The organism is Rhodanobacter thiooxydans, from assembly GCF_021545845.1.
Classification (GTDB): Bacteria; Pseudomonadota; Gammaproteobacteria; order Xanthomonadales; family Rhodanobacteraceae; genus Rhodanobacter.
Genome location: NZ_CP088923.1, coordinates 1108568 through 1135553, shown reverse-complemented (window position 1 = coordinate 1135553; position 26986 = coordinate 1108568). Strand labels below are relative to the sequence as shown.

Below are 26986 nucleotides of genomic sequence, written 5' to 3'. Positions count from 1 at the left end.
ACGACAACGGTACCATCCACCGATCGCGGAGCCTGCTGATGCCTTCGTTCGCCACCTATCCCAGCCTGGTCGAGCGCAGCGTACTGATCACCGGCGGCGCCAGCGGCATCGGCGCGGCCTTTGTCGAAGGTTTCGCTCGCCAGGGTGCGCGGGTAGCCTTTCTCGACATGGACGATGCCGGTGCCGCGTCGCTATGCGCATCGCTGGCCGACGTGCCGCATGCACCGCACTATCTGCACTGCGATCTCACCGACCTGGGCGCGCTGCAGGCGGCGGTCGCCGCCGCCCGCGCGCGGATCGGACCCATCGCCGTCCTGGTCAACAACGCAGCCAACGACACACGCCATGCACTGGCCGACATCGACCCGGCCGATTTCGAGCACAACGTGGCGGTGAACCTGCGCCACCAGATCTTCACCACGCGGGCGGTGATCCCCGACATGCGCCAGCTCGGCGGCGGCTCGATTATCTGCCTGGGCTCTACCGGCTGGATGAAAAAGAACGCGGGCTACCCGCTCTACGCAATGGCCAAGGCGGCCGTGCACGGTTTCGTCAACGGCATGGCGCGCGAACTCGGCCAGCAGCGCATCCGCATCAACAGCCTGGTGCCGGGCTGGGTAATTACCGCCAAGCAGGCGCGCTTGTGGCTGGATGATGCTGGCCGTGAGGAAATTGCGCGCACCCAGTGCATGCCAGGCTTTCTGATGGCGGACGACCTGGCACGCGCCGCCCTGTTCCTCGCCGCCGACGACAGCCGCATGTGTACCGGGCAGGATTTCATCGTGGACGGCGGCTGGGTATGACCGCCCCGACCGTACCGGCAGCGGTGGATGTCGCGCTGGATGCCGGCAATGCTTTGGGCGAAGGCATCGTTTGGTGCGAGCGCGCCCAGGCGCTTTACTGGACCGACATCCAGCGCGCCATGCTGTACCGTCTTCACCCTGCCAGTGGCGCGCTGGAACAGTGGCCGATGCCCGAACGCCTGGCCTCGTTCGCACTGTGCGAAACCGACGGCTGGCTGCTGCTGGCGCTGGCCTCGCAGCTGGCGTTTTTCCGTCTCGCCGACAACCAACTGCAGACGCTGCACCAGGTCGAACCCGGGCTACCCACGCGCTGCAATGATGGCGCCTGCGATCGCCAGGGTCGCTTCGTGTTCGGCACAATGCACGAACCCGCTGAAGGCAGCAGGCAGGCGCTCGGCAGTTTCTGGCGGCTCGACGTCGACCTCAGCCTGGAACGGCTCGCACTGCCGAATGTCGCCATCAGCAACAGCATCGCCTTCAGTCCCGAGGGCACGACGATGTACTACTGCGATTCGTTGTCGCGCAACATCCAGTGCTGCGCGTATGGCGACACGCTTGGCACGCCGCATCTGTTCGCGGATCTAGGGGACGTTGCAGGCGAGCCGGACGGCTCGTGCGTCGATGCCGATGGTTCACTCTGGAACGCGCAATGGGGCATGAGCCGCGTGGTGCGCTACCGGCCCGACGGCCGCGAAGACCGTATCGTGCCTGTGCCTACGCGCCAACCGACCCGGCCCGCCTTCGGCGGCGCCGCGCTCGACACGCTCTACGTCACCAGCGCCCACGACGGCCTCGACTCCGTCACGCTGGCACGCGACCCGCTGGCCGGTGCGCTGTTTGCCGCGCGTGTCGGCGCGCACGGCCTGCCCGAGCCACGCTTCGCCGGGGTGCCATCCGTTGCCATGCACCGGGATCCGCCGAACCAGCAGCAAGCCAGGTCGCACAGACGCCACCGCATCCATCCGGGGAGAAACCCATGAACGCCATCATCGCACCACCGGCCGCCGCCCATCCCAGGGCCACCGCCGTATTCACCTGCATCCTGGGTGCCCTGGCCGGCTTGATGTTCGGCCTCGACATCGGCGTCATCTCCGGCGCCACCCAGTTCATCCAGAAGGACTTCGGCATTTCCGACAGCACCCTGGAGCACATCGTCAGCTGGATGATGCTGGGCGCGGCGGTCGGCGCCGTAGCCGCGGGCTGGCTGTCTTCCCACCTGGGCCGCAAGCGCTCGCTGATCGCCGGCTCGCTGCTGTTCGTGCTGGCCTCGGTCGCCTGCGGCGCGTCCGACACGGTGTCCATGCTGCTGATCTCGCGCCTGGCACTGGGTGTGTCCATCGGCGTGCTCACCTTCACCGCGCCGATGTACCTGGCGGAGATCGCTCCGGAGCGCATCCGCGGTGCGATGGTCTCGCTGTACCAGCTGATGATCACCATCGGCATCCTGCTGGCGTTCCTGTCCGACACTGTCTTCAGCTACAGCGGCAACTGGCACTGGATGCTGGGCATCATCGCCATCCCCGGCGCGCTGTTCCTGCTCGGCGTGTTCGCGCTGCCCGACAGCCCGCGCTGGCTGATGATGAAAGGGCGCCGCGACGAGGCGCTGGCTGTGCTGTCCCGGCTGCGCGGCAACCCGGCGCTGGTCGAGCGCGAGGCGGCCGACATCCAGGAGCAGCTGCGCGCGCCCCAGCGCGGCTGGCACATGTTCCTGGAGAACCGCAACTTCCGCCGTTCGGTAGGCCTGGGCGTGCTGCTGCAGATCATGCAGCAGCTCACCGGCATGAACGTGATGATGTACTACGCGCCGCGCGTATTCGAAAACGTCGGCTTCGGCACCAGCACGCAGATGTGGAGTACGGTGATCGTGGGCCTGACCAACGTGCTGGCCACCTTCATCGCCATCGGCCTGGTCGACCGCCTGGGTCGCAAGCCGATCCTCTACGTCGGCTTCCTGATCATGGCTGTCAGCCTGGGCATCGTCGGCACGATGATGCACCTGGGCATCGCCACCCGCAGCGAGCAGATCTTCACCGTCGTCATGCTGCTCTTCTTCATCGTCGGCTTCGCGATGTCCGCCGGTCCGCTGATCTGGATCCTGTGCTCGGAGATACAGCCGCTGAAGGGCCGCGATTTCGGCATCGGCGCCTCGACCTTCGCCAACTGGATCGGCAACTTCATCGTCGGCGCCACCTTCCTCAGCCTGCTCAACGGCATCGGCCACGCCGCCACCTTCTGGCTCTACGGCGCGCTCAACCTGGTGTTCATCGCGCTGACCTTCTGGCTGGTCCCGGAAACCAAGGGCGTCACGCTGGAGCAGATCGAGCGCAACCTGATGGCCGGCCAGCCATTGCGCTTGATCGGCAGCAAACCATGGACGGAACAGACCACCGCATCATCCGGCGTCGGCAAGCTGGAAACCCGCCTGGAAGGCACCGCTCCCTGACTGGAACGAACGCGCGGCGGTGACGTGGATGCGCGGCGGGGAAATGCCCTGCCGACAGGACCTGCCGCAACCCCTGTCGCCAACGGATACGCCGGGCCTGGCCTGTTCGTTCCCTGCCGGCGCCGCGCTCCGCCGTCGAATCCACTGCCCATGCTTCGGGAGGCGCACGATGGCCACAACACAAGCAGCAAAGAACGAACCGGGCCTGCGTCGCGTGCTGGGAACGTGGGATCTGGTGCTGTTCAACATCGCGGCGATCGTCGCGTTGCGCTGGCTGTCGATGGCGGCACAGGTCGGGCCTTCAAGCCTGGTTCTCTGGCTGCTGGGACTCATTGGCTTTTTCATCCCGCTGGCCCTCGCGGTGCTGGAGCTGAGCTCGCGCGTACCCGGACAAGGCGGCCTGTACCTGTGGTCGAAGACGGCATTCGGCGACATGCATGGCTTTATCGCCGGCTGGACTTACTGGGTCTCCAACCTGGTCTATTTCCCGTTCGCGCTGCTGTTCAGCGCCGGCATCTTTCTCCATGTCGGCGGCGACCGCTGGCTGGCGCATGCCGGCGACAGCGGCTACCACCTCGTGTACTGCCTGACGGTGCTGTGGGCCGCGACCGGGCTGGGCATCTTCGGCCTCGAACGCGTCAAGTGGCTGCAGAACATCGGCGGCATCGCGACCTGGTCGGCAGCGGCACTCATCCTCGCCGCGGGCGCCGTGGCCACGTACCGGCTCGGCCAGGCCACGACGATCACCGCAGCGAACGTGATGCCCGACTTCGGCAAGCTCGCGACCTTTTCCACCTTCGCGACGATCGCCCTCGCCTTCCAGGGCCTTGAACTCGGGTTGATACTCGGCGGAGAAATCAGGGATCCCCGCCGGCAGATTCCGCGCGCCACGCTGATTTCCTGCGTGGTGATTGCCGCCATCTATATCGCCGGCACCGCATCCTTGCTGATCGCGCTGCCCGCGTCGACGATCGACATCATCGCCGGCATTCCCCAGGCACTGTCTGCAATCGGAGAACGGATCGGCCTGCCGATGTTCGGGCCGCTGACCGCAGGGCTCGTCACGATCGGCACGATCGGCTCCATCTCCGCGTGGATCACGGGTACGGCGCGCCTGCCCTTCGTGGTCGGCGTCGACCGCTATCTGCCCGCCGCGCTGGGGCGTCTGCACCCCAGGTACGGCACGCCCCATGTGGCCTTGATTACCCAGGGCATCCTGACGTCACTGGTGCTGACGGCTGCGCTGTCCGGCTCTAGCATCCACGAGGCCTACATCATCCTGGTCGACATGACCGCCATCATGTCGCTGTTGCCTCTGCTGTACATCCTGCTGGCATTCCCGCTGTTGCGCCACCGCGCCGCCGGTCGCAACGAAGGCGTCAACTTGTCCCCCGGTGGCACCCTCGGCTGCTGGCTGGTCGGGCTGACCGGTTTCACAGTTACCTTGCTGGCGATCGTCACCTCGATGATTCCACCTGCCGACAACAGCAGCCCCGGCCTGTTCCTGCTCAAGGTGGTGGGCGGCTCGGTGCTGCTGATCGGCGTCGGGCTGATGTTTTACCGCCGCGGCCAACAGCAAGCCGGACAGGTCTCGCCCAACTCCTGGCCCGATATCCCGGGCGAAACAGCTGACCGGCAAAACCCGGCCTGTCCGGAACAGGCCGACGCGGAGTGATGCCGTCGTCGATGGTATGGCCGTTCTCCGCTGCGAAATTCGCACGGCTCCGGGCGTAATTATTGCGCCTCCGAACTTCATTTCGGCGGTCAGCACGCGCGGCGAGTTGCGGTTCGCCTGCTGTCCGGGAACCCTGACGACGGCCAAGTTCATCGACTTCCTCAAGCGGCTCATGGTCCATCGTGACAGCCCTGTCTTCCTCATCGTCGATGGTCATCCGGTGCACCGTTCGCGCGCCGTGAAACAGTTTGTCGCCAGCACGCAAGGACAACTGCGTTTGTTCCAGTTGCCGCCGTACAGCCCGGACCTGAATCCGGACGAGCTGGTGTGGAATCACCTCAAACGGCACAAGCTCGGCCGGTTGGCCTTGAGCGGGCCCGATCATCTCAAGCGTCACGCCATGGCTTTCCTGCGCTCTCTACAGAAAAGTCCCGCCCTGGTACGTGGCTTCTTTCAACATCCTGCCGTCCGCTATGCCGCCTGACACGTTCGGACACTTTCTTTCAGCTTAGTATATCTAGGTTCAATGGTAGATACCTACAAATCCGAAGTCAGGGCTCATAGCAAGGAACTGGATTGTCTGCGGAAAAAACTGGCTGCGCTGAAGTCGTGCGATCAGTGCCGTAAGGCCATTGAGGACCGAATTGTTCGTGAAGAAGATATGAAGGGACGATATGAAAACTGGCTCAGGAAGAATTTCTATGAATAGATCCATATGCGCTCTGATTCTATTCATACTCTCGGTGACCTACGCTTACGGCCAAACCTCCTTAGTTCGGCCCGTGGGAGTCACCGTGGAGAACGGTCGACACTACTTCGACTTGCAGGTATGGAACTGCACAGATCGCGATATCGTGGTTCCTCTTGCAAATCTCCCCTGGGGGCAGAACACGTTAGGACTAGTCCTATACCCTGCCGGCCGGTTAGCTGGGGAGCCTTTGAAGGAGAGCATTCCTGTTGCTGACTTCCCAGACAGCAAGATCAAGATCCAAGCTAAGGGTCATGTTGAGGGTAGAGTCGATCTGGATTCCCGATTTGTCGGCATCGCTCGCTACGCGGGACGCGGTAATCTGCTTATATTTTGGGAGTACGACTTGAGCCTGATCATTGGTGGCAATTCGCAATTTGTTGGAGGCATGGTTCCCTTTGGCGGAGCTAGCCAAACCAAGAACGTGACGGGCATTGCATGTAAATGACTAAGCGTCTTGAGCGACGGCGTCGCTACGCCAGCTAGTGGCGCGACGTCCCCCGCTTTGAGTAGCGGGACAGTTTAGAGTCCGGGTTCACTGTAACTGCTTCGCGTAGGCGGCGGGTGTCAGCCCGCCCAACGCCTTCTTTGGTCGTTCTTCGTTGTACTCGCGGCGCCAACGTTCGATCTCGGTGCGGGCGTGCTGCTTAGGCGAGGATCCAGGGCGGGAATCGCCTCAAGAACGTCCAATCCTAGAAACGAAAAACCCCCGAAAGATCGGGGGTTTATGGACGGAATCAGTACAAGGACGGCCTAAGGTATGTCCTAGAACGGAATATCGTCGTCCGCGAAGCCGTTGTCGGCCGGAGCCGGCGCCGGGGACTGGCTCGGCGCGTTGCCATAGTCGCCGCCGCGCGACTGGCCACCACCGTAGCTGCCGCCGCCCTGGCGCTGGCCACCCTGCGGGCGCTCGCGCTGGTAGCCGCCGCCGGCGCCGCCTTCACCGCCGGGGCCACCGAGCATCTGCATGTCGCTGGCGATGATGTCGGTGGAGTAGCGCTCGATGCCTTGCTTGTCGGTGTACTTGTCGGTGCGCAGCGAACCTTCGATATAGACCTGGCGGCCCTTCTTCAGGTATTCGCCGGCGATCTCGGCCAGCCGGCCGAAGATCTTCACCCGATGCCATTCGGTACGCTCCTGCTTCTCGCCGCTCTGCTTGTCGGTCCACGACTCGGTGGTGGCCAGGTTGAAGCTGCAGATGGCGGTACCGCCGCCGGTGTGGCGCATTTCGGGGTCCGCGCCAAGGTTGCCGACCAGGATGACTTTGTTGACGCCACGTGCCATGGGAGTGTCCTCGTTGAGCCGGCCGCAAGTCTGCGTTGGGTTGCGCCCGGAGTGATGGATCGGGCTGGCTATGATAACCGCGGCGGTCGACGAATCCAGCGGCCACCGACCCGCGCCCTTGCCAGCCGCGGGCGGCCCCGGCGGTCGGCTCAGGCCCGCGCGCCGTCGGGGGGCGAGGTCGCCGCAGCCGTCTCCGGCAGACGCTCCACGCCGTAGCCGGCGGCGTCCCACGCCTCCAGGCCGCCCTGCAGCGGGCGCACCCGCCGGTAACCCTGGGCCATCAGCAGCTTCGCCGCCCGCGCCGCGGAGACCTCATTCGGGCAGTTGCAATAGACCACCAGCTCGCGGTCCAGCGGTATGCCGTGCAGCAGCTGGTCAAGGCCGCCATCGTCGACCAGCAGCGCGCCGGGCACCACCCGCGTATCGAGCTGGCGCGTCTGCGCCGGTCGCACGTCGACCACCACCGGGGCATGTCCGTCGGCGATCTCGCGGTACAGCTCGTCCACCGAGATGCGCGCCATCCGCAGCGTGCGCAGCAGGCGCTGGCGCCGCCACCAGCGCAGCAGCACGTAGAGCGTCAGCAGCCCCGCCATCAGCTCGATCGCCAAGGTGCCGGCGCTGGCGATGGTGGCCAGCAGGCTATCGACCTGCGCGGCGAACAGGTAGCCGAGCCCGACCGCCAGAGTGGCCCACCACAGCGAGCCCAGCCCGTCGAACAGCGCGAACACCGGCAGCCGCAGGCCCATCGCGCCGACCAGCGAAGACGATACCGTCGACAGCCCCGGCACGAACTTGGCGATCAGCAGCACCCCACCGCGCCAGCGCTGGAAGTGCAGCTCGGAACGCGCCACGCACGAATCCGGCGACAGCGAAATGCGGCACAGCAGGCGCATCACCCCGGCGCCGTAGCGCCGGCCGGCGGTGAACCACGCCAGGTCGCCCAGCACCGCGCCCGCCACCGCCGCGCCGATCGCCCCCGCCGGCGCCACCTGCCCGCCCGCCGCCAGCGCCCCGGCCACCACCAGGGTCGGCACCGCCGGCAGCGGTGCGCCGAGCTGGGTCAGCAGCACATTGAGGAACACCAGCAGCACGCCGTATTCGGCGATCAGCGCAATGATTTCATGGGCCATCGGGCGGTTCTCGGCTCGCGGGCCAGCGGGTCGTGGCAACCCATGATTGGGCCGCCTCGCCGCTATTGCAAACCCCCGCCGCGGCAGCGGCGGCCGCCATCGCACCTAGGGCGGTAGAAACGCCAGCCTGTAAAATACGGCATGGCCACGACCTACCGCCCGTACGCTCCCGAGCAATCCCTGCTGCTGCCGCCGTTGCTGACGGACTGGCTACCGGAGGGGCATTTGGCGTATTTCGTCTCCGACGCGGTGGATGCGCTGGACTTGAGCGTGTTCCACGCTCGCTACGAGGGCGACGGCCGGCGTCGGCCGTCGTTCGATCCGGCGCTGATGGTGAAGGTGCTGGTGTACGCCTATGCCAGCGGTGTGTTCTCCTCGCGCAAGATCGCCAAGCGGCTGGAAGAAGACGTGGCGTTTCGGGTACTGGCGGCGGGCAACTTCCCGGCGCACCGCACGATCCGCGAGTTCCGGCAGGTGCATCTGAAGGCGTTCTCGATGTTGTTCGTGGCGGTGGTGCAACTGGCGCGCGAGGCGGGGTTGGTGAAGCTGGGGCGCGTGGGCATCGACGGCACCAAAGTCAAGGCCAACGCGAGCAAGCGCAAGGCGATGAGCTATGGCCGGATGCGCGAGGAAGAGGCGCGCCTGAAGACGGAGATCGCGGCGCTGCTCAAGCGGGCCGAAGTGGAAGATCGCCAGGAAGACCAGCACTACGGCAAGGACCACCGCGGCGATGCATTGCCCGAAGAACGTAAGCGACGCGACGAGCGCTTGCAAGCCATACAGGCGGCGAAGGCGCGGCTGGAAGCGCGCCAGCGCGAGGCCGATCACGAGGCGGGCCGAAGTGACGACGATCCCACGCGCGGCCCCAAAGGCGGCCGTTGCAAGCGTGCCTTCGGCGTGCCCGAAGACAAAGCGCAAGACAACTTCACCGACGCCGAATCGCGCATCATGAAGACCGCCGACGGCTTCCAGCAGGGCTACAACGCCCAGGCTGCCGTGGACGAAGACAGTCGCCTCATCGTCGCCACCGCGCTCAACGCCAACGGCTCGGACAACCCTCAGCTGCTGCCGATGATCGAAGCCGTCCGATGCAACACCGGCGCCGCGCCCGCCATGACCTTGGCCGATGCCGGCTACGCCAGTGAAGCCAACCTCGCCGAACTGGAAGCCCGTGGGATGGCCGCCTGCATCGCACTGGGGCGGGAAAACAAGCCGGCACGCAAGGCCGATCCCGACAAATTTCCGGCCACGTAACGCATGGCCGAGCGCCTGGCCACGGCCGAAGGCAAGGATCACTACCGCCGACGCAAATTCATCAGCGAACCGACCTTCGGCTGGATCAAGCAAGCCCTCAGCTTCCGCCAATTCAGCCTGCGCGGCCTCGCCGCCGTCACTGGCAAGTGGAACCTCGTGTGCCTGGCGCTCAACTTGCGCCGCCTGCACCGCATGGGATGGACGCCGGCATGAAAGAAGGCCGATGGAGCCCCGTTCACCCCATTCGACGCCCGCCTGACGGGCGTAGGTAGCCCCTCAACCGCCAACCACGGCTTCTCGCTTCGCGCCGAATGCTCTTCAGCTGTCACCCGCCGCGGCGCCGTGGGTGCCTGACAACCCGGTATTTGCGGTCCTACCGCCCACGCTCCTAGATTCGCAGCTATGACAATCCGCACGGCCGGGAGTTTCTCAACAGTCTGCTAACCCTATGACCTTATTGCTCACCATCCCAGGCGTGTGAATACAGGGCAGCGTCGCAACGGCCGTGGACGTCATGCCCAAGGTATCTCCACCGAGCATTTACGATGTCGACGTGTTTCGTCGTCCCTTTGCCTCAAAAAGGCTTGTCTACCACCAGATAAATCGTTAGCACCACCAAAATCACCGGCAGTTCGTTGAGCCAGCGAAGGGATTTCGACGATGGCAGCGCGCCACCTTCTGTATTCAGCTTCAACAAGTGACCAACCCACATAAAATAAACCAGCAGCACCGCTACTAACCCAAGTTTGGTATCAATCCAGTAAGTCGAAGAGGTCACATCAGGGAGCTGACGCGGCCAGATGCGCCAGCCTTCCCACAGCGCCAGTCCGAACAACAACATCAGGCAGAACATGAAATTGCCAAACGCGTACAGCCGCCGCCCCATTAGCTGAAGTCGGTTTTGCACCGTAAGCTCATCACCTGCCTCAGCAATGTTAACCAAGATCCGAGGCAAGTAAAATACTGAAGCCACCCACGCCATTACAAACAGTAGATGCAGCGTCTTTATTAGCAAATACATAACAAACCTCGACCTGATTACCTTGACCCTCAGCCATGAAAATTGCTGGCCATCCGCAAGACCGGCTCCGCATGAGGCCTGCACGGCATCATGGCCCGGGCCAGACGCGGCAGCATCTCGCGCAGACGAAACCGCCGGTTGAAACGGTAGGCAGCCTCGGCCAGATAGCGCCGCGCGTATTTGCCCTGGCGGATGGCATGGTAGCTGCCACTGATCGCGCGCTTGACGTTACCCAGCAGTACGTTGACCCAGCGTGCCCCGCGCACCTGGCAGGCCGCTCGTCCGCCGGTCGTTTCCAGCACCGTGTGGGCATGGCCGGCGTCGGCCACGCGGCGGAAGCAGTACAGACCGTCCCTGAAGACCTCGGCATCCGGCGCCAGATACCGCGCCTGCCAGTCCTTGATGCTTTCATCGTCGAAGCCACGCACCTGCTCGATGACTGCATGGGCCGGGTGCTCCAGTCCGACATCGGTCTCCACCGCGATCAGGAATGTCTGCTTGTTCGGCGAGCCGCAGCCGGGCTTGCCGCCGTTGAATTTCCCGCCCAGATAGGCGTCGTCGATCTGTACGAACCCAGACAAATGGCGCGGCGCCTCGCGCTCGGCCATGGCCCGCATGATCTTGTGCTTGACGCGCCAGGCGGCCTTGTACATCAGCTCCAGCGCCGCCATGTCGGTCTTGGTCGAGGTCAGCAAGTGGATGGCCAGCATCCAGGTGCGCAGCGGCAGCTTGGTCGCCTGCAAGATCGTGCCGCTGAGGAGGGTCGTCCGGTGCCCACACGCGCGGCACTGGTAATAGACCTGTGCGCCTCGGCGGAACCGGCAGCGCCGACGCTCGTCACAGGCCGGGCAGCGGAAACCCTGCGGCCAACGCGACCGGTACAGCGCGCGGTAGCACTTCGCTTCGGTGCCGTACTGCTGCATGAACTCCACCATCGACAGACCCGGCTGGAACTGGACAAGATTCATGGCCATCGTGTATTACCTCGGTGTCAACGATGGCGCTATCGTCCGCCGGCGGCGTCGCAGATCGCGCGACGGGCGACTGAGGGTCGAGGCTAATCAGGAATCCAGAAATACCAGACAACGCCATTCCTGATTAGCGTCGAACTTCAGCCGAAAATTTGTATGGGAACCATGCCGCCACCGGCATTCCGTGACACCGCGGACCTCGGTCGGTATTTACGGGCCAAGAGACCGCATAGTGACGCCATTTCTATTTAGTTCAGTAGCTGAAGTTCGGCGCTAAATCAGGACACCATTTCATCATTTAACGAGACGTACCGGGTATGCTCCGCAAAAACACTAGGATGGCTTTTGCATCATCCGAAGTCAAATTTGCGTCTCCGCCCTTGGGAGGCATTCCCATCGCTGCACCCGCCGTCTGGAAACCATTCATGATGTGATCAATCAGCGCGGGGTCAGCTTGCTTCAACCGACCGCTATTTATCAAGTCCGGCACACCTGGAAATGCGCCTTGTGCGTTGGCGCCATGGCAGGATGCGCAATTTGCTTCATATAAACCCTTTCCATCAGCGGCAGATGCCACCGGAACAACCGCAAGCGCAAGCATGGAAAACATAAATACATAACGGTATTTCATTGTGAAACCTCCTTTCATGGTCAAAATCGACGGCAACCGATAAAACTGATGCCACGCCTGATACAAAACAGCTGTCGTCGCGCCAAACGTTCAATCACAAATAATGCAGTGGATAATTCAAAAAATCGCTTGCATCTAAAATCCATATATAAAGCGCAATGAAGACAAGAATTATCGCACCATGTTATTTGACGATATAAACGTCTTAATTGTATACCGCCTAGCAGGCTGTTGAGAATGCTCCTTTCGGAGCCGTCGTGATAGACCTTCTCTACCGACGCAGGGGCATGTGCGGCCTCGACAGGAGCCGTTTTTCGGATGTCGGACGCACGTCTCCTGTCATGGCCCATGTCGGGATGGGTTCCACCACTCCCCGATGCCGCCAAGCCGGATCAGGTTGTACGCCGCAAACGTCCACGTCACCCAGCCGCGCACCTTGGGCAGCGAAACCATCGGCAGCTTGTCCAATCCGCCGACGGTCTTGATCCAGCCGAAGCCCTGCTTGATGCGCTTGCGTACCTGCAGACTCATCGCATAGCCCTTGCCGCGCGCCTGGCGCGCATCGATGGCGCTGCGTCGGCCCTTGGTGTTGCGCGCAATGTGGGGCTTGATGCCTCGAAGCGTAAGCGCCTCCACGAAGTCGTGCGTGCGTAGCCTTTGTCCGCGCCCAGGGTGGCGTCACGGCACACGCCCGTCGCGTCCAGCAGGTCGAGCGCGCCATCGCGTGCGCCCGTGCGACTGGCGTGGCGCACGTCCACGCCAACGACCAGGGTATGGCGGTTCTCCATAACGCATTGGCCAGGTAGCTCAGCTTGGCTTCCTTGCCTTCGCCCTTGCGTATCAGGCGCGCGTCGGGATCGGTGGTGAAGGCGTGCGTGTCGTTGCTGCGCGCCTGCCCGTGGAAATCCCCGCCATCGCCGCCGCTGCTGTCCTTCGGCCGGAAGCTCTTGTGCGAGGCCCAGGCTTCCAGCAGCGTGCCGTCCACCGAGAAGTGTTCGTCGCTGACCAGATCCTGCACGCGCGCCATCAGCACGGTGTGCTCAAAGAACTGCCGTACGATCGGCGCGTCGAACAGGCGATCCCGGTTGAACGAGAAGGTGGAGTGATCCCACACGGCATCGTCGATGTTCAGGCCCACGAACCAGCGGAACAGCAGGTTGTAGTTCATCTGCTCCATCAGCCGGCGCTCGCTGTAGACCACCTGCAGCAGCGAAGCACGAAGCAGGCGCTCGGGCGCAATCGATGGCCGGCCGCCATCGGCATAGCGCTCGGCGGGCAGGCCATCCAACTCGCCAAGTATCGTATCTACCAACACGCGCAGCTTGCGGATCGGGTGGTCGACCGGAACACGCTCTTCCACCGGAACGTACGAGAACATGCCAAGTTGTTGGACGTCGGGACGGCGCATCGCGGGGTAGCCTTACTATTGATCGCGTCTATGACAGCCGGCTCGGCCGATGGTTTCTCAACAGCCTGCTAGTTGTTCTTCGCACCTTGATCAACCCATTTACTGATCAAATCAATCTCTGAATCTGACAGCCTCCGCGCGCCACCTCCCGGTGTGATCACATTAATATGGCTCTGCAAACTAATTGAATATTCTTTCGGCATATTTATTGAAGGATCGGCTTGATGCTTAATGAGCCGAACAAGAGTGCTCCCCACACTAGAGCCAGGGTTGATTACCGAACCATACTTGGTTCCCTTCATTATGTCCTGATAGCTAGCCACACTGAATCCGCTCTTCTCGAAGCCTGGACCTCCAGGGCTGTGGCAGACTGCACAGCTTTCCTGAAAAATTGGATTTATATCACGCTTAAAACTCACGCTACTATGAGAGCAAGCCATTGTGGCTATAGGTAAGGCGATTGCCAACGCAACCAATTTTAGTGCGGCCATAACACCCTCCTCATATAGTGAGTTCAATTACAGAGAGTCCGAGGGAAAACTGGAGTCAAACAGGACCCGCCTTTACTATCTACATTAAAAAAAGGCCTTAGTCAAACAAAATATCTATCACCACTGCCACCACCGAAAGTAATTGAATGCTTCTGGAAAATGCAACGCTGCGAGAATTCAAATATAGAACGCTGCAACGCTCATGCTTCGCAATTATCGTCGCGCTTCACGAAAATCAATTGGTAAAATGATGTGAAAATCTGGATTCCCCAAGAAGCGCCCATAATTGAACCCGCCACCAGAACGGTATACGCGAATGTCGGATCCCATTTTGTAAGGAACCAGGTGGCGATATCAAGCACAACAGCTGCGAACGGTGCGACTATAACCAAATTCTTGAGCCAAGAAGGAAGCGTGGTAAAGGTAAATACAAATCCTAGAACGAATGTTACCAAACCAATGCCGAATAAATGAATATGTGAGAGCTTTACGAGAGTCTGGATGGACATCCCAGTATCAACCTTTGCTACGCTTTTAATTCCTGCGTAACTCGTAAGGTCTGGCAACCCCATCCCCGACTTTGCGCCGTGGCAACGAGCACATTTTTGCTCAATGATTGGGTGCACGGTTTTGTCATACCCTTTCTCGTCTGCGCCGCCCTTGAGCCAAGCAATAACCTGATTAAGGTCCTCCTCGCTCCGCATACCAGACATAGGTCCCCGCAACATCTGTTCTAACCGCGTGCCGCTACGATTTCCATAGTACGTAATCGCCAGATCTTGTACGGATATCCCTGACTTTCCATCTAGGCCCGTATGCGTCATGTACAGATAGCCAACTGCCATACTATAGCCGAGCCCAAGGACCGCCAACACAAGACCAAACAATATGCGCTCACTGCTCGAACACTCTCGGAACGTTCTACCTTTAACGACAGCCCTGCCTTGAGGAATTCTTCCGAGTACCCGCCGTATCCATACGACTGACACAAACAGACCGACGACACCTATCAGCAAATTAATTACTGATATCTCTTTCTCCGTAAAGCTCAGCGTCGTTGGGCCTAGGGCTGTCCACAGGACAAGCACCAGGAACGCCCAGGCAGGCCAGTACGCGCGGCGCCACACTAATGAAACCATGGCGACAAACACCATCAGGAATCCTGTTATGAGACAATTCCAGAATCCTACGGATGAAGATGCCGCATGCGGGCCATTTATATACCACGGCATCAATATCATTATGAAACCAATTATCAATGCTAAAATGCGCGCGGATGACTTTTGTTGTTTCATTGTATCGCCCTGTGAATTTTGCTTAACCATCAGAGAATGGCCATTCCACTTTATGGAGGGCCGGTTCAAACTCCACGTGCAACACCTCGATAGATCGCACCCATCATAGCTTGGTGACTAAGGAGGTGGGGAATGGGGCTGTCAACGGCGCGACAGCGCTTGCGTAGCCGTTGACAGGCCCATTCCCAGCGAATCATAGGCTTGGCCATGATGGGGGTGTTGCACGTGGACCTTGAAACCGCCCTTCCATTCTGATCAATCATGCAATCCATGCATGCATCACACTTTATGGATCACATAAAACCCTCAGGAAGGTCAGATGCGTTGGTTGCAACGCCACATTTATAGCAGGGACCTCACCATCAGCTTAAAATGCCCACCAATGATGAAATCCCGATTAAACTCATCTCACTGCCAAAAGCAACCACTGTCAGACAGAATTGATGCTCATCTATGCAGCAAGTAGACTATACCAAAGCATTGGGAAGATCAAAATAGATAGGTCTGGAAGTAAAGATACAAAGTATTATTATCCGAAGCGTGACTACTTGTGCCATTGAACTTTGTATAAAAAGTATATTGGAGGCCGACCCGAAGATTCGCGTACGGCTGAGCCCAACTATTTCCTTTTCCGAATGGCACCCAATTCAATTCCATTGAGCCGCCGCTCGTATTTGGAGAGTCATTTGAAGATGCGGCTGAATATAACATTGCGTCGCGGCTACCGTTAGTTGTAAACGCACCAAGCGTGGCGCCATAGGTGCTTTCGTACCAGTAGTTTGCGTTGATATTAAATGAATTTAGGCGATTGTGAAGATTCGAGGATGCGCCCACCGCAAAGCTGTTATTGAGGGTCTGTTTTTCATGTACGTATTGCCCCTGTACGGTAATCGCGTGCTTCGTTCCGCCAAACCATTCATAGCTCGCATCCACCCCATAGTCTTTATAATTGTCAGACTGAGTTGACATTCCCATGCTGGACATAGGAATTAACCTGGGTTCAAAAAACAGCGCACCAACTTCAAGGTTACTGGCGGACCCAAGAGACGCCTGATAGGCTGCGCGTAGGTAGGGGGCAGGGATGTCCAGGCGTCCAGGATACATGCCATTTACATGATCAATGAATGATTTTGAAGGAACCTTGTACAAGCCACCCTCAAAGTACCACTTGCCATCTATCTGGGTATACGCCGTCAACCCCAGTACGCCATTCATCAAACCGCCATTTACAATGGGCGTTGCCACAGATCCCGGGGCGAGATCGGGGCCAAAATAGGGGTATTGCCACGCCGCTCCGGTGTTATAGAGGTCCGATATGGTTGGATTATTGTTTAGAGTAATGCCCCAAACTGCCGAGTGCGATCCAAATTTAGCTTGGCGTGCATAGCGAATGTCCGTCATATCCCATTCGACCCGATGACCGTTCTCAGAGTACGAGACCTGCATTAGCATGCCCAGGTGGTCGGATATTGCGCCCGCCAAGTAGACCCCGGCGGTCTGAAACTCCCAATTGTTGTTGCTACCGAAACCCGGGGCAGCGCCTCCCGCCTGATCCTTTTGAGTGTGGGTGAACGACTCGACGAGCTCCAAAGAGACTTTGGGAGTGACGCCCGATGAACCGGACTTCATGGTATAGCCGGTTAGTTTGAATTGGCGCCCAAACGGCGTCAGTTGCGGACCATATCCGCCCACGTGGCAGGAGGTACAAGGCATATTGACTTGTCGTGAGAACGCGGGGATGGCATTCGCCTTGGGAATGATCCCCACCATGAGTATCATTAGCAGGGCAAGAAGCGGCCATTGCCCTCCTATATTCAGTTTGTTCCGACGTTTTTGCATGGTGCATCTTCCTTCTCTACGGTGATAGAACCTGAACTTAACTCGCATAATGCTCTGGATCTTCACAGTCACGCCGCGTATTCATATATGGTCTTCATCGGCACTATTGTGGAATTAGGTGTGTAGCGCATCGTCGCAAAATTCTTTCCCGGTCTGATTGACGCACGTCAATTTCGCAATAGTCGCAGCTCGTAGTGCGACCATTTGTCACGGAACTTTGCGTATTCCCCTCCCCGCAGATGCATTTTTCCAAAATGCATCCTGATTCGCGCCAGATTTCCAACGGCGGCTGCACTTCGGAGTTGAATCTGCCCGCTGATGTACCAGCACGGCAATCGCGCCAAGGGCAAGAAGCGCTTTAAGGTTACTACCAGCAGATCGCACCGTACCTGGCCGAAACCCCTGCCTTGTTGCTCTAGCAGGCTGTTGAGAAACCATCGGCCGAGCCGGCTGTCATAGACGCGATCAATAGTAAGGCTACCCCGCGATGCGCCATCCCGACGTCCAACAACTTGGCATGTTCTCGTACGTTCCGGTGGAAGAGCGTGTTCCGGTCGACCACCCGATCCGCAAGCTGCGCGTGTTGGTAGATACGATACTTGGCGAGTTGGATGGCCTGCCCGCCGAGCGCTATGCCGATGGCGGCCGGCCATCGATTGCGCCCGAGCGCCTGCTTCGTGCTTCGCTGCTGCAGGTGGTCTACAGCGTGCGCAGCGAGCGCCGGCTGATGGAGCAGATGAACTACAACCTGCTGTTCCGCTGGTTCGTGGGCCTGAACATCGACGATGCCGTGTGGGATCACTCCACCTTCTCGTTCAACCGGGATCGCCTGTTCGACGCGCCGATCGTACGGCAGTTCTTTGAGCACACCGTGCTGATGGCGCGCGTGCAGGATCTGGTCAGCGACGAACACTTCTCGGTGGACGGCACGCTGCTGGAAGCCTGGGCCTCGCACAAGAGCTTCCGGCCGAAGGACAGCAGCGGCGGCGATGGCGGGGATTTCCACGGGCAGGCGCGCAGCAACGACACGCACGCCTTCACCACCGATCCCGACGCGCGCCTGATACGCAAGGGCGAAGGCAAGGAAGCCAAGCTGAGCTACCTGGCCAATGCGTTATGGAGAACCGCCATACCCTGGTCGTTGGCGTGGACGTGCGCCACGCCAGTCGCACGGGCGCACGCGATGGCGCGCTCGACCTGCTGGACGCGACGGGCGTGTGCCGTGACGCCACCCTGGGCGCGGACAAAGGCTACGCACGCACGACTTCGTGGAGGCGCTTACGCTTCGAGGCATCAAGCCCCACATTGCGCGCAACACCAAGGGCCGACGCAGCGCCATCGATGCGCGCCAGGCGCGCGGCAAGGGCTATGCGATGAGTCTGCAGGTACGCAAGCGCATCAAGCAGAGCTTCGGCTGGATCAAGACCGTCGGCGGATTGGACAAGCTGCCGATGGTTTCGCTGCCCAAGGTGCGCGGCTGGGTGACGTGGACGTTTGCGGCGTACAACCTGATCCGGCTTGGCGGCATCGGGGAGTGGTGGAACCCATCCCGACATGGGCCATGACAGGAGACGTGCGTCCGACATCCGAAAAACGGCTCCTGTCGAGGCCGCACATGCCCCTGCGTCGGTAGAGAAGGTCTATCACGACGGCTCCGAAAGGAGCATTCTCAACAGCCTGCTAGGCGAGGCGCGCCTGCGTCGTCGCGGCGCGACGAGTGATCCGGCGCGCACCGGAGACCACCAGCGGCAGCCACAGCAGGGTCAGCGCCGCGGCGCAGACGAACACGCCGTTCGGGCCGAGCCGGCCCAGCGCGAGGCCGCCGAGCGCGCCGCCCACGAACGCGCCGATGAACTGGCTGGTCGAATACGCACCCATCGCCGCGCCGCGCAGCTGTTCAGGCGCCAGCCGCGAGACCAGGCTGGGCAGCGCCGCCTCCAGCAGGTTGAAGGCGGAGAAAAATACCGCCGCGGCCACGCCGAACGCCGCCAGGTGGCGGCCGGACAGCGCGAAGCCGAGCAGCGCCAGCCCGATCGCCACCACGCACACCGTGACGATGCGCAGGCTTTGCGCCACCTCGCGCATGTGGTGCATGGTGGCGCCCATCACGAACGCGGCCACCGTCATCACCGGCAGGTACAGCTCCCAGTGCCGGTTCACCGGCAGGTGCAGCGTCTCGGCCAGCAGCAGCGGCAGGCCGACGAAGCTGGCGGTGAGCAGCGCGTGCAGGAAGAACACCGAGCCGTTCAGCACCAGCATGCGGCCGTCGCGCAGCATTGCCAGCACCTGGCCGAGACCGGCCGCGGCCGGCGCACGCGCCCGCACCGGCGTGGGCACGATCAGCCACAACAGGACCAGCGAGACCAGCGCCAGGATCGAGGTGGCGCCGAACAGCCCTGGCAGCCCGGCGACCGCCTCCAGCGGCGGCCCCAGGATCAGCGCCAGCAGGAACGCCAGCCCGATCGACACGCCGATGATGCCCATCGCCTTGCTGCGGTTTTCCTCCGCGGTGAGATCCGCCGCCAGCGCGATGCCGGCGCCAGCCACCGCGCCCATGCCCTGCACCGCGCGGCCGAGCGCGATGCCGGCCAGCGTGTGCGACATCGCCGCGATCAGGCCGCCGATGGCGAACAGCACCAGCCCGATGGTGATCGCCGGCTTGCGCCCGATCCGATCCGACAGCAGCCCCAGCGGAATCTGCAGCAGCACCTGGCCGATGCCGTACACGCCAAGCGCCAGCCCGATCATGAAACCGGTGGCGTCGGGCATCGCCTTCGCGTACAGCGAGAACACCGGCATGATCAGGAACAGCCCGAACAGGCGCAGGCTGATCACGCAGGCCAGGGTCAGTGCACTGCGCAGTTCGAGGCTAGAGAGTTTGCTCACCGGGAGAGGCACGTTGCCAAAGACATTCCCGGCATTATAGATGGTGTCACGCGCGGCGACTGTGGCGACATGTCGCGGCGCAAAATGCTGCAGGCCCTATAATCCGCGAAGCGACACACACCCCCCGAAGCCCCCATGACCACGATGACCGCCGACGCCACCCGCCCCGCCGACTTCGCCCAGGTGCGCGACCTCGCCGCCGCCGACATGCAGCGTGTCGATGCGCTGATCCGCCAGCGGCTGTCTTCCGACGTGGTGCTGATCAACCAGATCGCCGATCACATCATCGCCGGCGGCGGCAAGCGGCTGCGCCCGATGCTGCACGTGCTGGCCGCCGGTACCGCCGGCTACCACGGCGATCGCCACGTCAAGCTCGCCGCGATCATCGAGTTCATCCACACCTCCACCCTGTTGCACGACGACGTGGTCGACGAGTCCGACCTGCGCCGCGGCCGCAAAACCGCGAATGCGCTGTGGGGCAATGCCGCCAGCGTGCTGGTCGGCGATTTCCTGTACTCGCGCTCGTTCCAGTTGATGGTGGAACTGGACGACATGCGCATCATGCGCATCCTCGCCGACACCACCAACACCATCGCCGAGGGCGAAGTGCTGCAGCTGCTCAACATCGGCAACGCCGACGTCAGCGAGGCCGCCTACCTGGCGGTGATCGAACGCAAGACCGCAGTGCTGTTCGCCGCCGCCACCGAACTGGGCGGCCTGCTCGGCGGCCTGTCCGATGGCGAAGTGGCCGCACTGCGCCGCTACGGCATGGAACTGGGCTACGCGTTCCAGATCGCCGACGACCTGCTCGACTACACCAGCGACGCCGGCACCCTGGGCAAGAACATTGGCGACGACCTCGCTGAAGGCAAGCCGACCCTGCCGTTGATCTACGCACTGGAGAAGGCGAGCCCGGAACAGGCGCAGTCGTTGCGCCATGCGATCGAGCACGGCGGGCTCGACTCGCTCGACCGCATCATCGCCTCGATCCGCGATTCCGGCGCGTTGGAACGCACCCGCGAGCGCGCCCTGCTGCATGCCCGCGCCGCACGCAAAGCCCTCGCCGCCCTGCCACCCTCGGCCCACCGCGACGCGCTGGCCACGCTGGCCGACTACTCAGTGCAGCGCACGTTCTGAAACCCGGCATTTCCTGGCCGTCCCCTGGCGCGAAACACTTTCGTCCGCGTGTATCTGTAGGAGCGCACCCTGTGCGCGATGCTTTCCGTCACGTGACGAAGAGCATCGCGCACAGGGTGCGCTCCTACACGTGCGGGAAGGAGAAGGCTCCTCGCTTTGAATGTAGCAAGAGCGTCGCGCACAAGTGCACCCTGCAGAGGTACCCGGCGAGCAGAAGCCCCGTGCTCAAAAAGAGGGCAGAGGCCGAGGAGTGCATCCATCGACCGTTCCCCATTGGGTCACCCGCGGAAACCCATTGTTCAGCCGCCAGCGCTGGCAGCCGCGCCGCCGATCGGCCAGACTTCACGATATGTTCCGACTGCGCCCAACCCGCTGGCTGTGGTGTCTCGCGGCAACCCTGCTGCCGCTGGCGTCGGCACATGCCGCCGCGGACGGCTGGCGCTACGACACGGTGCACAGCCAGGTCGTCTTCAGCATCAGCCACAACGGCTATTCGCGCCCGTTCGGGCGGTTGCACATCGCGCGCGGCTGGCTGCGTTTCGATCCGGACGACTGGAGCACCGCCGCCACCGAGCTGGACATCGACCTGGCCAGCCTGGACATGGGCGACACCGACTGGAACCAGGCCGTGTGCAAGCCGGCACTGCTCGACTGCGCGAACCACCGCTACGCGCACTTCCGCAGCACCGGGGTGGAGCGCAAGGATGAGCACCACGGCGTGCTGCACGGGGAGCTGAGCCTGCACGGCGTCACCCGTCCGCTGGAGTTGGCGTTCACCTTCAACCGCGCCGCCCGGACCCTCTATGAATCGAACGAGGTGGCCGGCTTCTCCGCCACCGCCAGTCTGGACCGCAACGACTTCGGCATCACCGCCAACCACAACTCGATCGGCGCCAATGTCAGTGTGTGGCTGGAGCTGGAGACGATTCGCGACGACCACGCCGTTCCACCACGCAAGGAAACACCATGAGCCTGCGCAGCAACGACCGCCAGTGGGGTTCGGTCGCCAAGTTCTTCCACTGGATCATCGCGCTGGGCATCCTCGGCAACGGACTGTTCGGCCTGCTGATGGACCTGGCCAGCTCGCCGATGCAGAAGATCAACTGGCTGGCCCTGCACAAGTCGATCGGCCTCACCGTGCTGGCGCTGGTGCTGTTGCGCATCGCCTGGCGCTGGACCGACCGGCGCCCGCCGGAAGAACCGGCGCCGCGCTGGCAGCAGCTCGCGGCACATGCCGCGCATGGCGCGCTGTACGTGCTGATCGTGCTGCTGCCGCTCAGCGGCTGGTGGTTCAACTCGGTCACCGGCAAGCCGCTGCAGTGGTTCAAGCTGTTCAACCTGCCGGCGCTGGCGCAGAAGAACGACGCGCTGCGCGATTTCGCGCACGGCGTGCATGAGTATCTGTTCTGGTTCCTCATCCTGGTGCTGGTGGCGCATGTCGGCGGCGCGCTGAAACACCACCTGCTCGACCATGACAATACGCTGCGCCGGATGTCGCCGTTCGGCCGTCTGCGCGCCCCCCCTGCTTCCAAAGGAGACTCCCGATGAAACGCCTTGCCACCCTGCTGCTGGCGCTCGCCCTGCCCGGGCTCGTTGCAGCCACCGACTACACCGTACAGCCGGCGTCCAGCACGCTCGGCTTCAGCAACACCTTCCAGGGCGAGTCGTTCAACGGCCACTTCGGCCAGTGGACCGCCGCGATCAGCTATGACCCGGCCAATCTCGCCGCGTCGAAGTTCGACGTGGAAGTGACCCTGGCCAGCGTGAAGACCGGCGACAAGGACCGCGACGGGGCGCTGCCCGGTTCGGACTTCTTCGATGTGGCGAAATTTCCCAAGGCGCACTTCGTCACCACCGGCTTCCGCCAGAGCGGCGGCAAGGTGATCGCCGACGGCACGCTCACCCTGCACGGCATAACCAAGCCGGTGAGCCTCGACGTGACGTTCAAGCCGCAGGGCAGCGGCGCCACGCTGGACGTGGCCGGCACCGTGAAGCGGCTGGATTTCAACGTGGGTACCGGCGATTACACCGACACCTCGGTGATCGGCGGCGAGGTGAAGGTCACCGCGCACCTGCAGCTGGCTGCGAAGTAAGCCGCCGCGGTGGCGCGCGGCACGCTGTGGCTACGCCTGCGCGGCTGGCTCGGCCCCGGCCGCCACGTGACCGCGCCGCCGCCCCGCGGCAGCACCGGCCCGACCCAGGTAGCCGACAGCCTGCACGCGCTGCTGGACGACCCGACCATTCCGGCCGCAGTGCGCGGCGAGCTGGCCGGCGACTTCGCCCGCATCGAGGCCATGCTGGACCGGCTCGAACGCGGCGAGCTGCACGTTGCCGTGTTCGGTCGCGTCTCCACCGGCAAGTCGGCGCTGGGCAATGCGCTGCTCGGCCGCGAGGCGTTCGCGGTAGGTGTGCTCCATGGCACCACCACCGACGCCGAGCATGTGCCGCTCGACGAGGCGCAGCACGACGGCCTGGTGCTGATCGACACGCCCGGCATCAACGAGCTGGACGGCGAAGCGCGCGAGCGACTGGCGTTCGAGGTGGCCGAGGTCAGCGACCTGGTGGTGTTCGTCTGCGACGGCGACCTTACCCGCGAGGAACTGGACGCGCTGAAAACGCTCGCCGCCACCCAGCGACCGCTGCTGCTCGCCCTGAACAAAGCCGACCGCTACGGCCGCGATGAACTGGACAGCCTGCTGCAACACCTGCGCCTGCGCGTGGCTGGACTGGTGCGCGCGGAAGACGTGCTGGCTGTGGCCGCGCATCCGGCTGCGCAGCGCGTGGTCGAGGTCGACGCACGTGGGCACGAACAGGTTCGCGAGCAACCGCGCACACCTGACGTCGCCGCCCTGCGCGAACGCCTGCTGGCGATCGCCGCGCGCGAGGGCAAGACGCTCTCGGCGATCAACGCCGGCCTTTACGCCGGCCGGCTCACCGACCAGGTCAGCGCGCGCATCGCGCAGACCCGGCAGGCGGTGGCAGCGAAACTGATCCGCCACTACTGCCTGGCCAAGGGCGTGGCGGTGGCGCTGAACCCCATCCCGGTAGCCGACCTGCTCGCTGCCGCCGGGCTCGATGCGGCAATGGTGGTGCAGCTGTCGCGCGTGTACGGCCTGCCGCTGACCCGCGCCGAATCCGGCCGGCTGGTGGCGGTGATCTCGGCGCAGCTGGCCGCGTTGATGGGTGCGATCTGGGGCATGCAGCTGGTCGCTTCCGCACTGAAAGGCATGAGCGCCGGCCTCTCCGTCGTGGTCACCGCCGCGGCGCAGGGCGCGCTGGGCTGGTACGCCACCGTGCTGATCGGTCGCGCCGCCGAACGCTACCTGATCGCCGGCAAATCCTGGGGCGAAGCCGGCGCCAAACGCGCCGTCGCCGACATCGTGGCCAGCCTCGATCGCGACTCGATCCTGCGCGAGGCGCGCGAGGAAATCCTGCGCCGGCTCAGGAACCCCGGCGCCACCCGCTGAACCGGTCATCCCGCGATAGTTCTTGCAGATACGCTGCGTGCACGGCAATCGCGTCTAGAATCCGCATCCCCATCTTGGCCGGCTGTTCGGAGAGCGCATGTCAGAAGAATTCGAAGTCCGCGGCGTGCACGAGAACCACCTGGACGAAGCCGCCGAACGCGAGCCCCACGGCATGGCCGGCCGGATGGCAGTGATCACCGCCATCCTGGCCACCATGGGCGCGATGTTCTCGTACATGGCGGGCAGCACCCAGGCCGACGCCGCCCTGCTCAAGAACGATGCCGCCATCAGGAAAACCGAGGCGGCCAACCAGTGGAACTACTACCAGGCGAAGGGCAACAAGCAGAACCTGAGCGAACTAGGCATGGAACTGTCCAGCGATGCGCGCAAGCCGTTCTTCGCGGCCGAAATGAAGCGCTACGAAGCGCAGAAGGCCGAGATCAAGCTCGCCGCCGACAAGCTCGAACAGGCTTCGGCCGCGCTCGACGAAAAGAGCGAGGCGCAGATGCACCGCCATCACCGGTGGGCACAGGCCACCATGCTGCTGCAGATCGGCATCGCCATGGCCGCGATCGCGCTGCTCACCCGCAAGCAGTGGCTGGGCCGGCTGGTGCTCGTGATGGGTGGTCTCGGCCTCGTCGTCGGGACGCTGGCATATTTCGGCATCTGAGTCGTCCCCGGCATGGCGGCACTGCGGCAGCGCGATGCAGCTGCCGCCTCGCGGCGCGGCGAAGTGGAAAGAACCGGACGCCTATCTGGCCACCCGCAGGAACGCGGCCACCGCCGCCGTATCGAACGGCCAGTCCAGTTCGCGGCCGTCGCGCACGTCGCGCAGCACCGGCACGCGGGTGCCGTAGCGCTGCTCCAGTTCCCGCGCATCGTCCACCCATACGCTGTCGAAATCCGGTGCCTGCGCCTCGGCCATCACGGCCAGCGCGAGGTCGCACAAGTGGCAGTAGTCACGCTGGTACAGGATCAGGTCGGACATGCGCTTGCGAATGGACTGCCAAAACCAGGGGTGCCGCGTAGAATAACCGGTTCATCCACTTAGCCAGCAGCACATCCATGGCCGTCAGCGTATTCGACCTGTTCAAGATCGGCATCGGACCGTCCTCCTCGCATACGGTGGGGCCGATGCGCGCCGCCGCGCGCTTCACCGAGCACTGGCTGGAGGAGAAGGGCGTGCTTGACCGCGTCGCCCGCATGCGCGCCGAGCTGTACGGTTCGCTGGCGATGACCGGCCGCGGCCATGGCACCGACAAAGCGGTGTTGTTGGGCTTCGAGGGCCAGCATCCCGACACCGTCGACCCGGACCAGATCCCCGCCACGCTGGAGCGCATTCGCGGCACGAGCCGCGTCCGTCTGCTCGGCAAGCACGAGATCGCGTTCGACGAGAAGGCCGACCTGGTCTTCAACAAGCGCCAGAAGCTGCCGTTCCACACCAATGGCATGCGTTTTTCCGCCTACGACGCCAACGGCAACGAGCTGGCCAGCCGCGACTACTACTCGGTCGGTGGCGGCTTCGTGGTCAATACCGACGAGGCGGCCGAAGACCGCATCGTCGCCGACACCACCGCGCAGCCCTACCCGTTTTCCAGCGGCGGCGAGATGCTGGCGCTGTGCAAGCAGCACGGCCTGACCATCGCCCAGCTGATGATGGCGAACGAAAGCGTGTGGCGCACGGAGGCGGAAACCCGTGCCGGCCTGCTGACCGTCTGGAAGGCCATGGCCGATTGCGTCACCCGCGGCCTGCGCTCGCCCGGTACCCTGCCCGGCGGCCTGCATGTGGCGCGTCGCGCGCCGGCGATGGCCGAGGAACTGCGCAACCAGCCTGAGGCCGCGCTGAAGGACCCGCTGACCATCCTCGACTGGGTGAACCTCTACGCGCTGGCGGTGAACGAGGAAAACGCCGCCGGCGGCCGCGTGGTCACCGCGCCCACCAACGGCGCCGCCGGTATCGTACCGGCGGTCGGCCACTACTACCTGCGCTTCTGCCCGAAGGCAGACGACGAAGGCATCATCAATTACCTGCTCACCGCCGCCGCCATCGGCATCCTGTACAAGGAAAACGCCTCGATCTCCGGTGCCGAAGTGGGTTGCCAGGGCGAAGTCGGCGTGGCCTGCTCGATGGCCGCCGGCGGCCTCACCGCCGCGCTCGGCGGCAACGTGATGCAGGTCGAGAACGCCGCGGAGATCGGCATGGAACACAACCTCGGTCTCACCTGCGACCCGATCGGCGGCCTGGTGCAGATCCCCTGCATCGAACGCAACGCGATGGGCTCGGTCAAGGCGATCAACGCCAGCCGCATGGCGCTCAAGAGCGACGGCAAGCACCGCGTCAGCCTCGACAAGGTGATCAAGACCATGCGCGACACCGGCCGCGACATGAAGGACAAGTACAAGGAAACGAGCCGCGGCGGCCTCGCGGTCAACGTGATCGAGTGCTGAGGCCTATTCTGCAGGAGCCCGCTCGCGGGCGATGCTCTTCGGCCATACGGCTCAA

At 62.9% G+C, this 26986-nt stretch carries 23 protein-coding genes and 4 pseudogenes; 15 read left to right on the top strand and 12 right to left on the bottom strand.

Going from position 1 to position 26986, the window contains the following annotated elements; translation table 11 throughout:
- The first annotated feature begins 38 nt into the window (after positions 1 to 38).
- The 6 genes from LRK53_RS04880 (at position 39) to LRK53_RS04855 (ending at position 6117) form a co-directional block, all read left to right on the top strand.
- Complete coding sequence (locus LRK53_RS04880; RefSeq protein WP_051257606.1) at positions 39 to 803, top strand: SDR family NAD(P)-dependent oxidoreductase; 765 nt, start codon at positions 39 to 41, stop codon at positions 801 to 803.
- Positions 804 to 826: 23 nt separating this feature from the next.
- Positions 827 to 1783, top strand: coding sequence for an SMP-30/gluconolactonase/LRE family protein (locus LRK53_RS04875; protein ID WP_235642537.1), 957 nt, complete (start codon positions 827 to 829; stop codon positions 1781 to 1783).
- A complete protein-coding gene (locus tag LRK53_RS04870; protein WP_081666643.1) occupies positions 1780 to 3246 on the top strand; it encodes a sugar porter family MFS transporter in 1467 nt (488 codons plus the stop codon). Before LRK53_RS04875 ends, LRK53_RS04870 begins: the two co-directional genes overlap by 4 nt.
- A 169-nt stretch (positions 3247 to 3415) precedes the next feature.
- Positions 3416 to 4921, top strand: coding sequence for an APC family permease (locus LRK53_RS04865; RefSeq protein ID WP_027493298.1), 1506 nt, complete (start codon positions 3416 to 3418; stop codon positions 4919 to 4921).
- Between the two features lie 16 nt (positions 4922 to 4937).
- The gene (locus LRK53_RS04860; protein ID WP_081666641.1) at positions 4938 to 5405 is read left to right on the top strand and encodes a transposase; all 468 of its coding nucleotides are present in this window, start codon (positions 4938 to 4940) and stop codon (positions 5403 to 5405) included.
- Between the two features lie 310 nt (positions 5406 to 5715).
- Complete coding sequence (locus LRK53_RS04855; RefSeq protein ID WP_235642536.1) at positions 5716 to 6117, top strand: hypothetical protein; 402 nt, start codon at positions 5716 to 5718, stop codon at positions 6115 to 6117.
- Between the two features lie 87 nt (positions 6118 to 6204).
- Here the strand turns inward: LRK53_RS04855 and LRK53_RS04850 are convergent.
- The 3 genes and pseudogenes from LRK53_RS04850 to LRK53_RS04840 all read right to left on the bottom strand — a co-directional run.
- Positions 6205 to 6312 (bottom strand): annotated as a pseudogene (locus tag LRK53_RS04850) (integrase core domain-containing protein); the annotation flags it as partial.
- Positions 6313 to 6434: 122 nt separating this feature from the next.
- Complete coding sequence (gene ssb, locus LRK53_RS04845; protein WP_008434513.1) at positions 6435 to 6953, bottom strand: single-stranded DNA-binding protein; 519 nt, start codon at positions 6951 to 6953, stop codon at positions 6435 to 6437.
- A gap of 149 nt (positions 6954 to 7102) precedes the next feature.
- The gene (locus tag LRK53_RS04840) at positions 7103 to 8083 is read right to left on the bottom strand and encodes a DedA family protein/thiosulfate sulfurtransferase GlpE (protein WP_027493296.1); all 981 of its coding nucleotides are present in this window, start codon (positions 8081 to 8083) and stop codon (positions 7103 to 7105) included.
- Positions 8084 to 8224: 141 nt separating this feature from the next.
- Here LRK53_RS04840 and LRK53_RS04835 point away from each other — a divergent pair.
- A pseudogene (locus tag LRK53_RS04835) lies at positions 8225 to 9550 on the top strand (IS1182 family transposase).
- A gap of 361 nt (positions 9551 to 9911) precedes the next feature.
- Here LRK53_RS04835 and LRK53_RS04830 read toward each other — a convergent pair.
- The 7 genes and pseudogenes from LRK53_RS04830 to LRK53_RS04800 form a co-directional block, all read right to left on the bottom strand.
- The gene (locus LRK53_RS04830) at positions 9912 to 10358 is read right to left on the bottom strand and encodes a CopD family protein (RefSeq protein ID WP_037090060.1); all 447 of its coding nucleotides are present in this window, start codon (positions 10356 to 10358) and stop codon (positions 9912 to 9914) included.
- A gap of 29 nt (positions 10359 to 10387) precedes the next feature.
- Positions 10388 to 11332 (bottom strand): IS1595 family transposase, encoded by a 945-nt coding sequence (locus tag LRK53_RS04825; protein ID WP_027493294.1) that lies wholly within the window; start codon positions 11330 to 11332, stop codon positions 10388 to 10390.
- A 295-nt stretch (positions 11333 to 11627) separates the two neighbouring features.
- On the bottom strand, positions 11628 to 11960 hold the full coding sequence (locus LRK53_RS04820; RefSeq protein ID WP_185754669.1) for a c-type cytochrome: 333 nt from the start codon (positions 11958 to 11960) through the stop codon (positions 11628 to 11630).
- A gap of 339 nt (positions 11961 to 12299) precedes the next feature.
- Positions 12300 to 13368, bottom strand: a pseudogene (locus LRK53_RS04815) (IS5 family transposase).
- A gap of 68 nt (positions 13369 to 13436) precedes the next feature.
- Positions 13437 to 13859 carry a c-type cytochrome domain-containing protein gene (locus tag LRK53_RS04810; RefSeq protein ID WP_081666533.1) on the bottom strand — a complete coding sequence of 141 codons (423 nt, stop codon included), beginning with the start codon at positions 13857 to 13859 and terminating at the stop codon, positions 13437 to 13439.
- A 200-nt stretch (positions 13860 to 14059) separates the two neighbouring features.
- Positions 14060 to 15154, bottom strand: coding sequence for a hypothetical protein (locus LRK53_RS04805; protein WP_185754560.1), 1095 nt, complete (start codon positions 15152 to 15154; stop codon positions 14060 to 14062).
- Positions 15155 to 15643: 489 nt separating this feature from the next.
- The gene (locus tag LRK53_RS04800; protein ID WP_235642535.1) at positions 15644 to 16993 is read right to left on the bottom strand and encodes a cytochrome C; all 1350 of its coding nucleotides are present in this window, start codon (positions 16991 to 16993) and stop codon (positions 15644 to 15646) included.
- A gap of 487 nt (positions 16994 to 17480) precedes the next feature.
- On the opposite strand from LRK53_RS04800, the pseudogene LRK53_RS04795 reads away from it, so the two are divergent.
- Positions 17481 to 18558, top strand: a pseudogene (locus LRK53_RS04795) (IS5 family transposase).
- 115 nt (positions 18559 to 18673) lie between these two features.
- On the opposite strand, the gene LRK53_RS04790 reads toward LRK53_RS04795, so the two are convergent.
- The gene (locus LRK53_RS04790) at positions 18674 to 19879 is read right to left on the bottom strand and encodes an MFS transporter (RefSeq protein WP_027492859.1); all 1206 of its coding nucleotides are present in this window, start codon (positions 19877 to 19879) and stop codon (positions 18674 to 18676) included.
- Between the two features lie 135 nt (positions 19880 to 20014).
- Here LRK53_RS04790 and LRK53_RS04785 point away from each other — a divergent pair, with 135 nt between their 5' ends.
- The 6 genes from LRK53_RS04785 to LRK53_RS04760 all read left to right on the top strand — a co-directional run bounded on the left by LRK53_RS04785 (position 20015) and on the right by LRK53_RS04760 (position 25153).
- Positions 20015 to 21016 (top strand): polyprenyl synthetase family protein, encoded by a 1002-nt coding sequence (locus tag LRK53_RS04785; protein ID WP_027492858.1) that lies wholly within the window; start codon positions 20015 to 20017, stop codon positions 21014 to 21016.
- 349 nt (positions 21017 to 21365) lie between these two features.
- Positions 21366 to 21986: a YceI family protein gene (locus tag LRK53_RS04780; protein WP_027492857.1), complete on the top strand. Its 621-nt coding sequence runs from the start codon at positions 21366 to 21368 to the stop codon at positions 21984 to 21986.
- Entirely contained in the window at positions 21983 to 22564 is a 582-nt protein-coding gene (locus LRK53_RS04775) for a cytochrome b (RefSeq protein ID WP_027492856.1), read from the top strand. The genes LRK53_RS04780 and LRK53_RS04775 overlap by 4 nt, the downstream gene beginning before the upstream one ends.
- Positions 22561 to 23109, top strand: coding sequence for a YceI family protein (locus LRK53_RS04770; protein WP_027492855.1), 549 nt, complete (start codon positions 22561 to 22563; stop codon positions 23107 to 23109). Before LRK53_RS04775 ends, LRK53_RS04770 begins: the two co-directional genes overlap by 4 nt.
- A gap of 9 nt (positions 23110 to 23118) precedes the next feature.
- Positions 23119 to 24483, top strand: coding sequence for a GTP-binding protein (locus tag LRK53_RS04765; RefSeq protein WP_027492854.1), 1365 nt, complete (start codon positions 23119 to 23121; stop codon positions 24481 to 24483).
- A gap of 97 nt (positions 24484 to 24580) precedes the next feature.
- Positions 24581 to 25153: a DUF4337 domain-containing protein gene (locus LRK53_RS04760; protein WP_027492853.1), complete on the top strand. Its 573-nt coding sequence runs from the start codon at positions 24581 to 24583 to the stop codon at positions 25151 to 25153.
- An 81-nt stretch (positions 25154 to 25234) separates the two neighbouring features.
- On the opposite strand, the gene LRK53_RS04755 is transcribed toward LRK53_RS04760, so the two are convergent.
- Positions 25235 to 25471, bottom strand: coding sequence for a glutaredoxin family protein (locus LRK53_RS04755; RefSeq protein WP_027492852.1), 237 nt, complete (start codon positions 25469 to 25471; stop codon positions 25235 to 25237).
- 77 nt (positions 25472 to 25548) lie between these two features.
- Between LRK53_RS04755 and LRK53_RS04750 the strand changes: the two genes are divergently transcribed.
- Positions 25549 to 26931, top strand: coding sequence for an L-serine ammonia-lyase (locus LRK53_RS04750; protein WP_235642534.1), 1383 nt, complete (start codon positions 25549 to 25551; stop codon positions 26929 to 26931).
- Positions 26932 to 26986 lie beyond the last annotated feature (55 nt).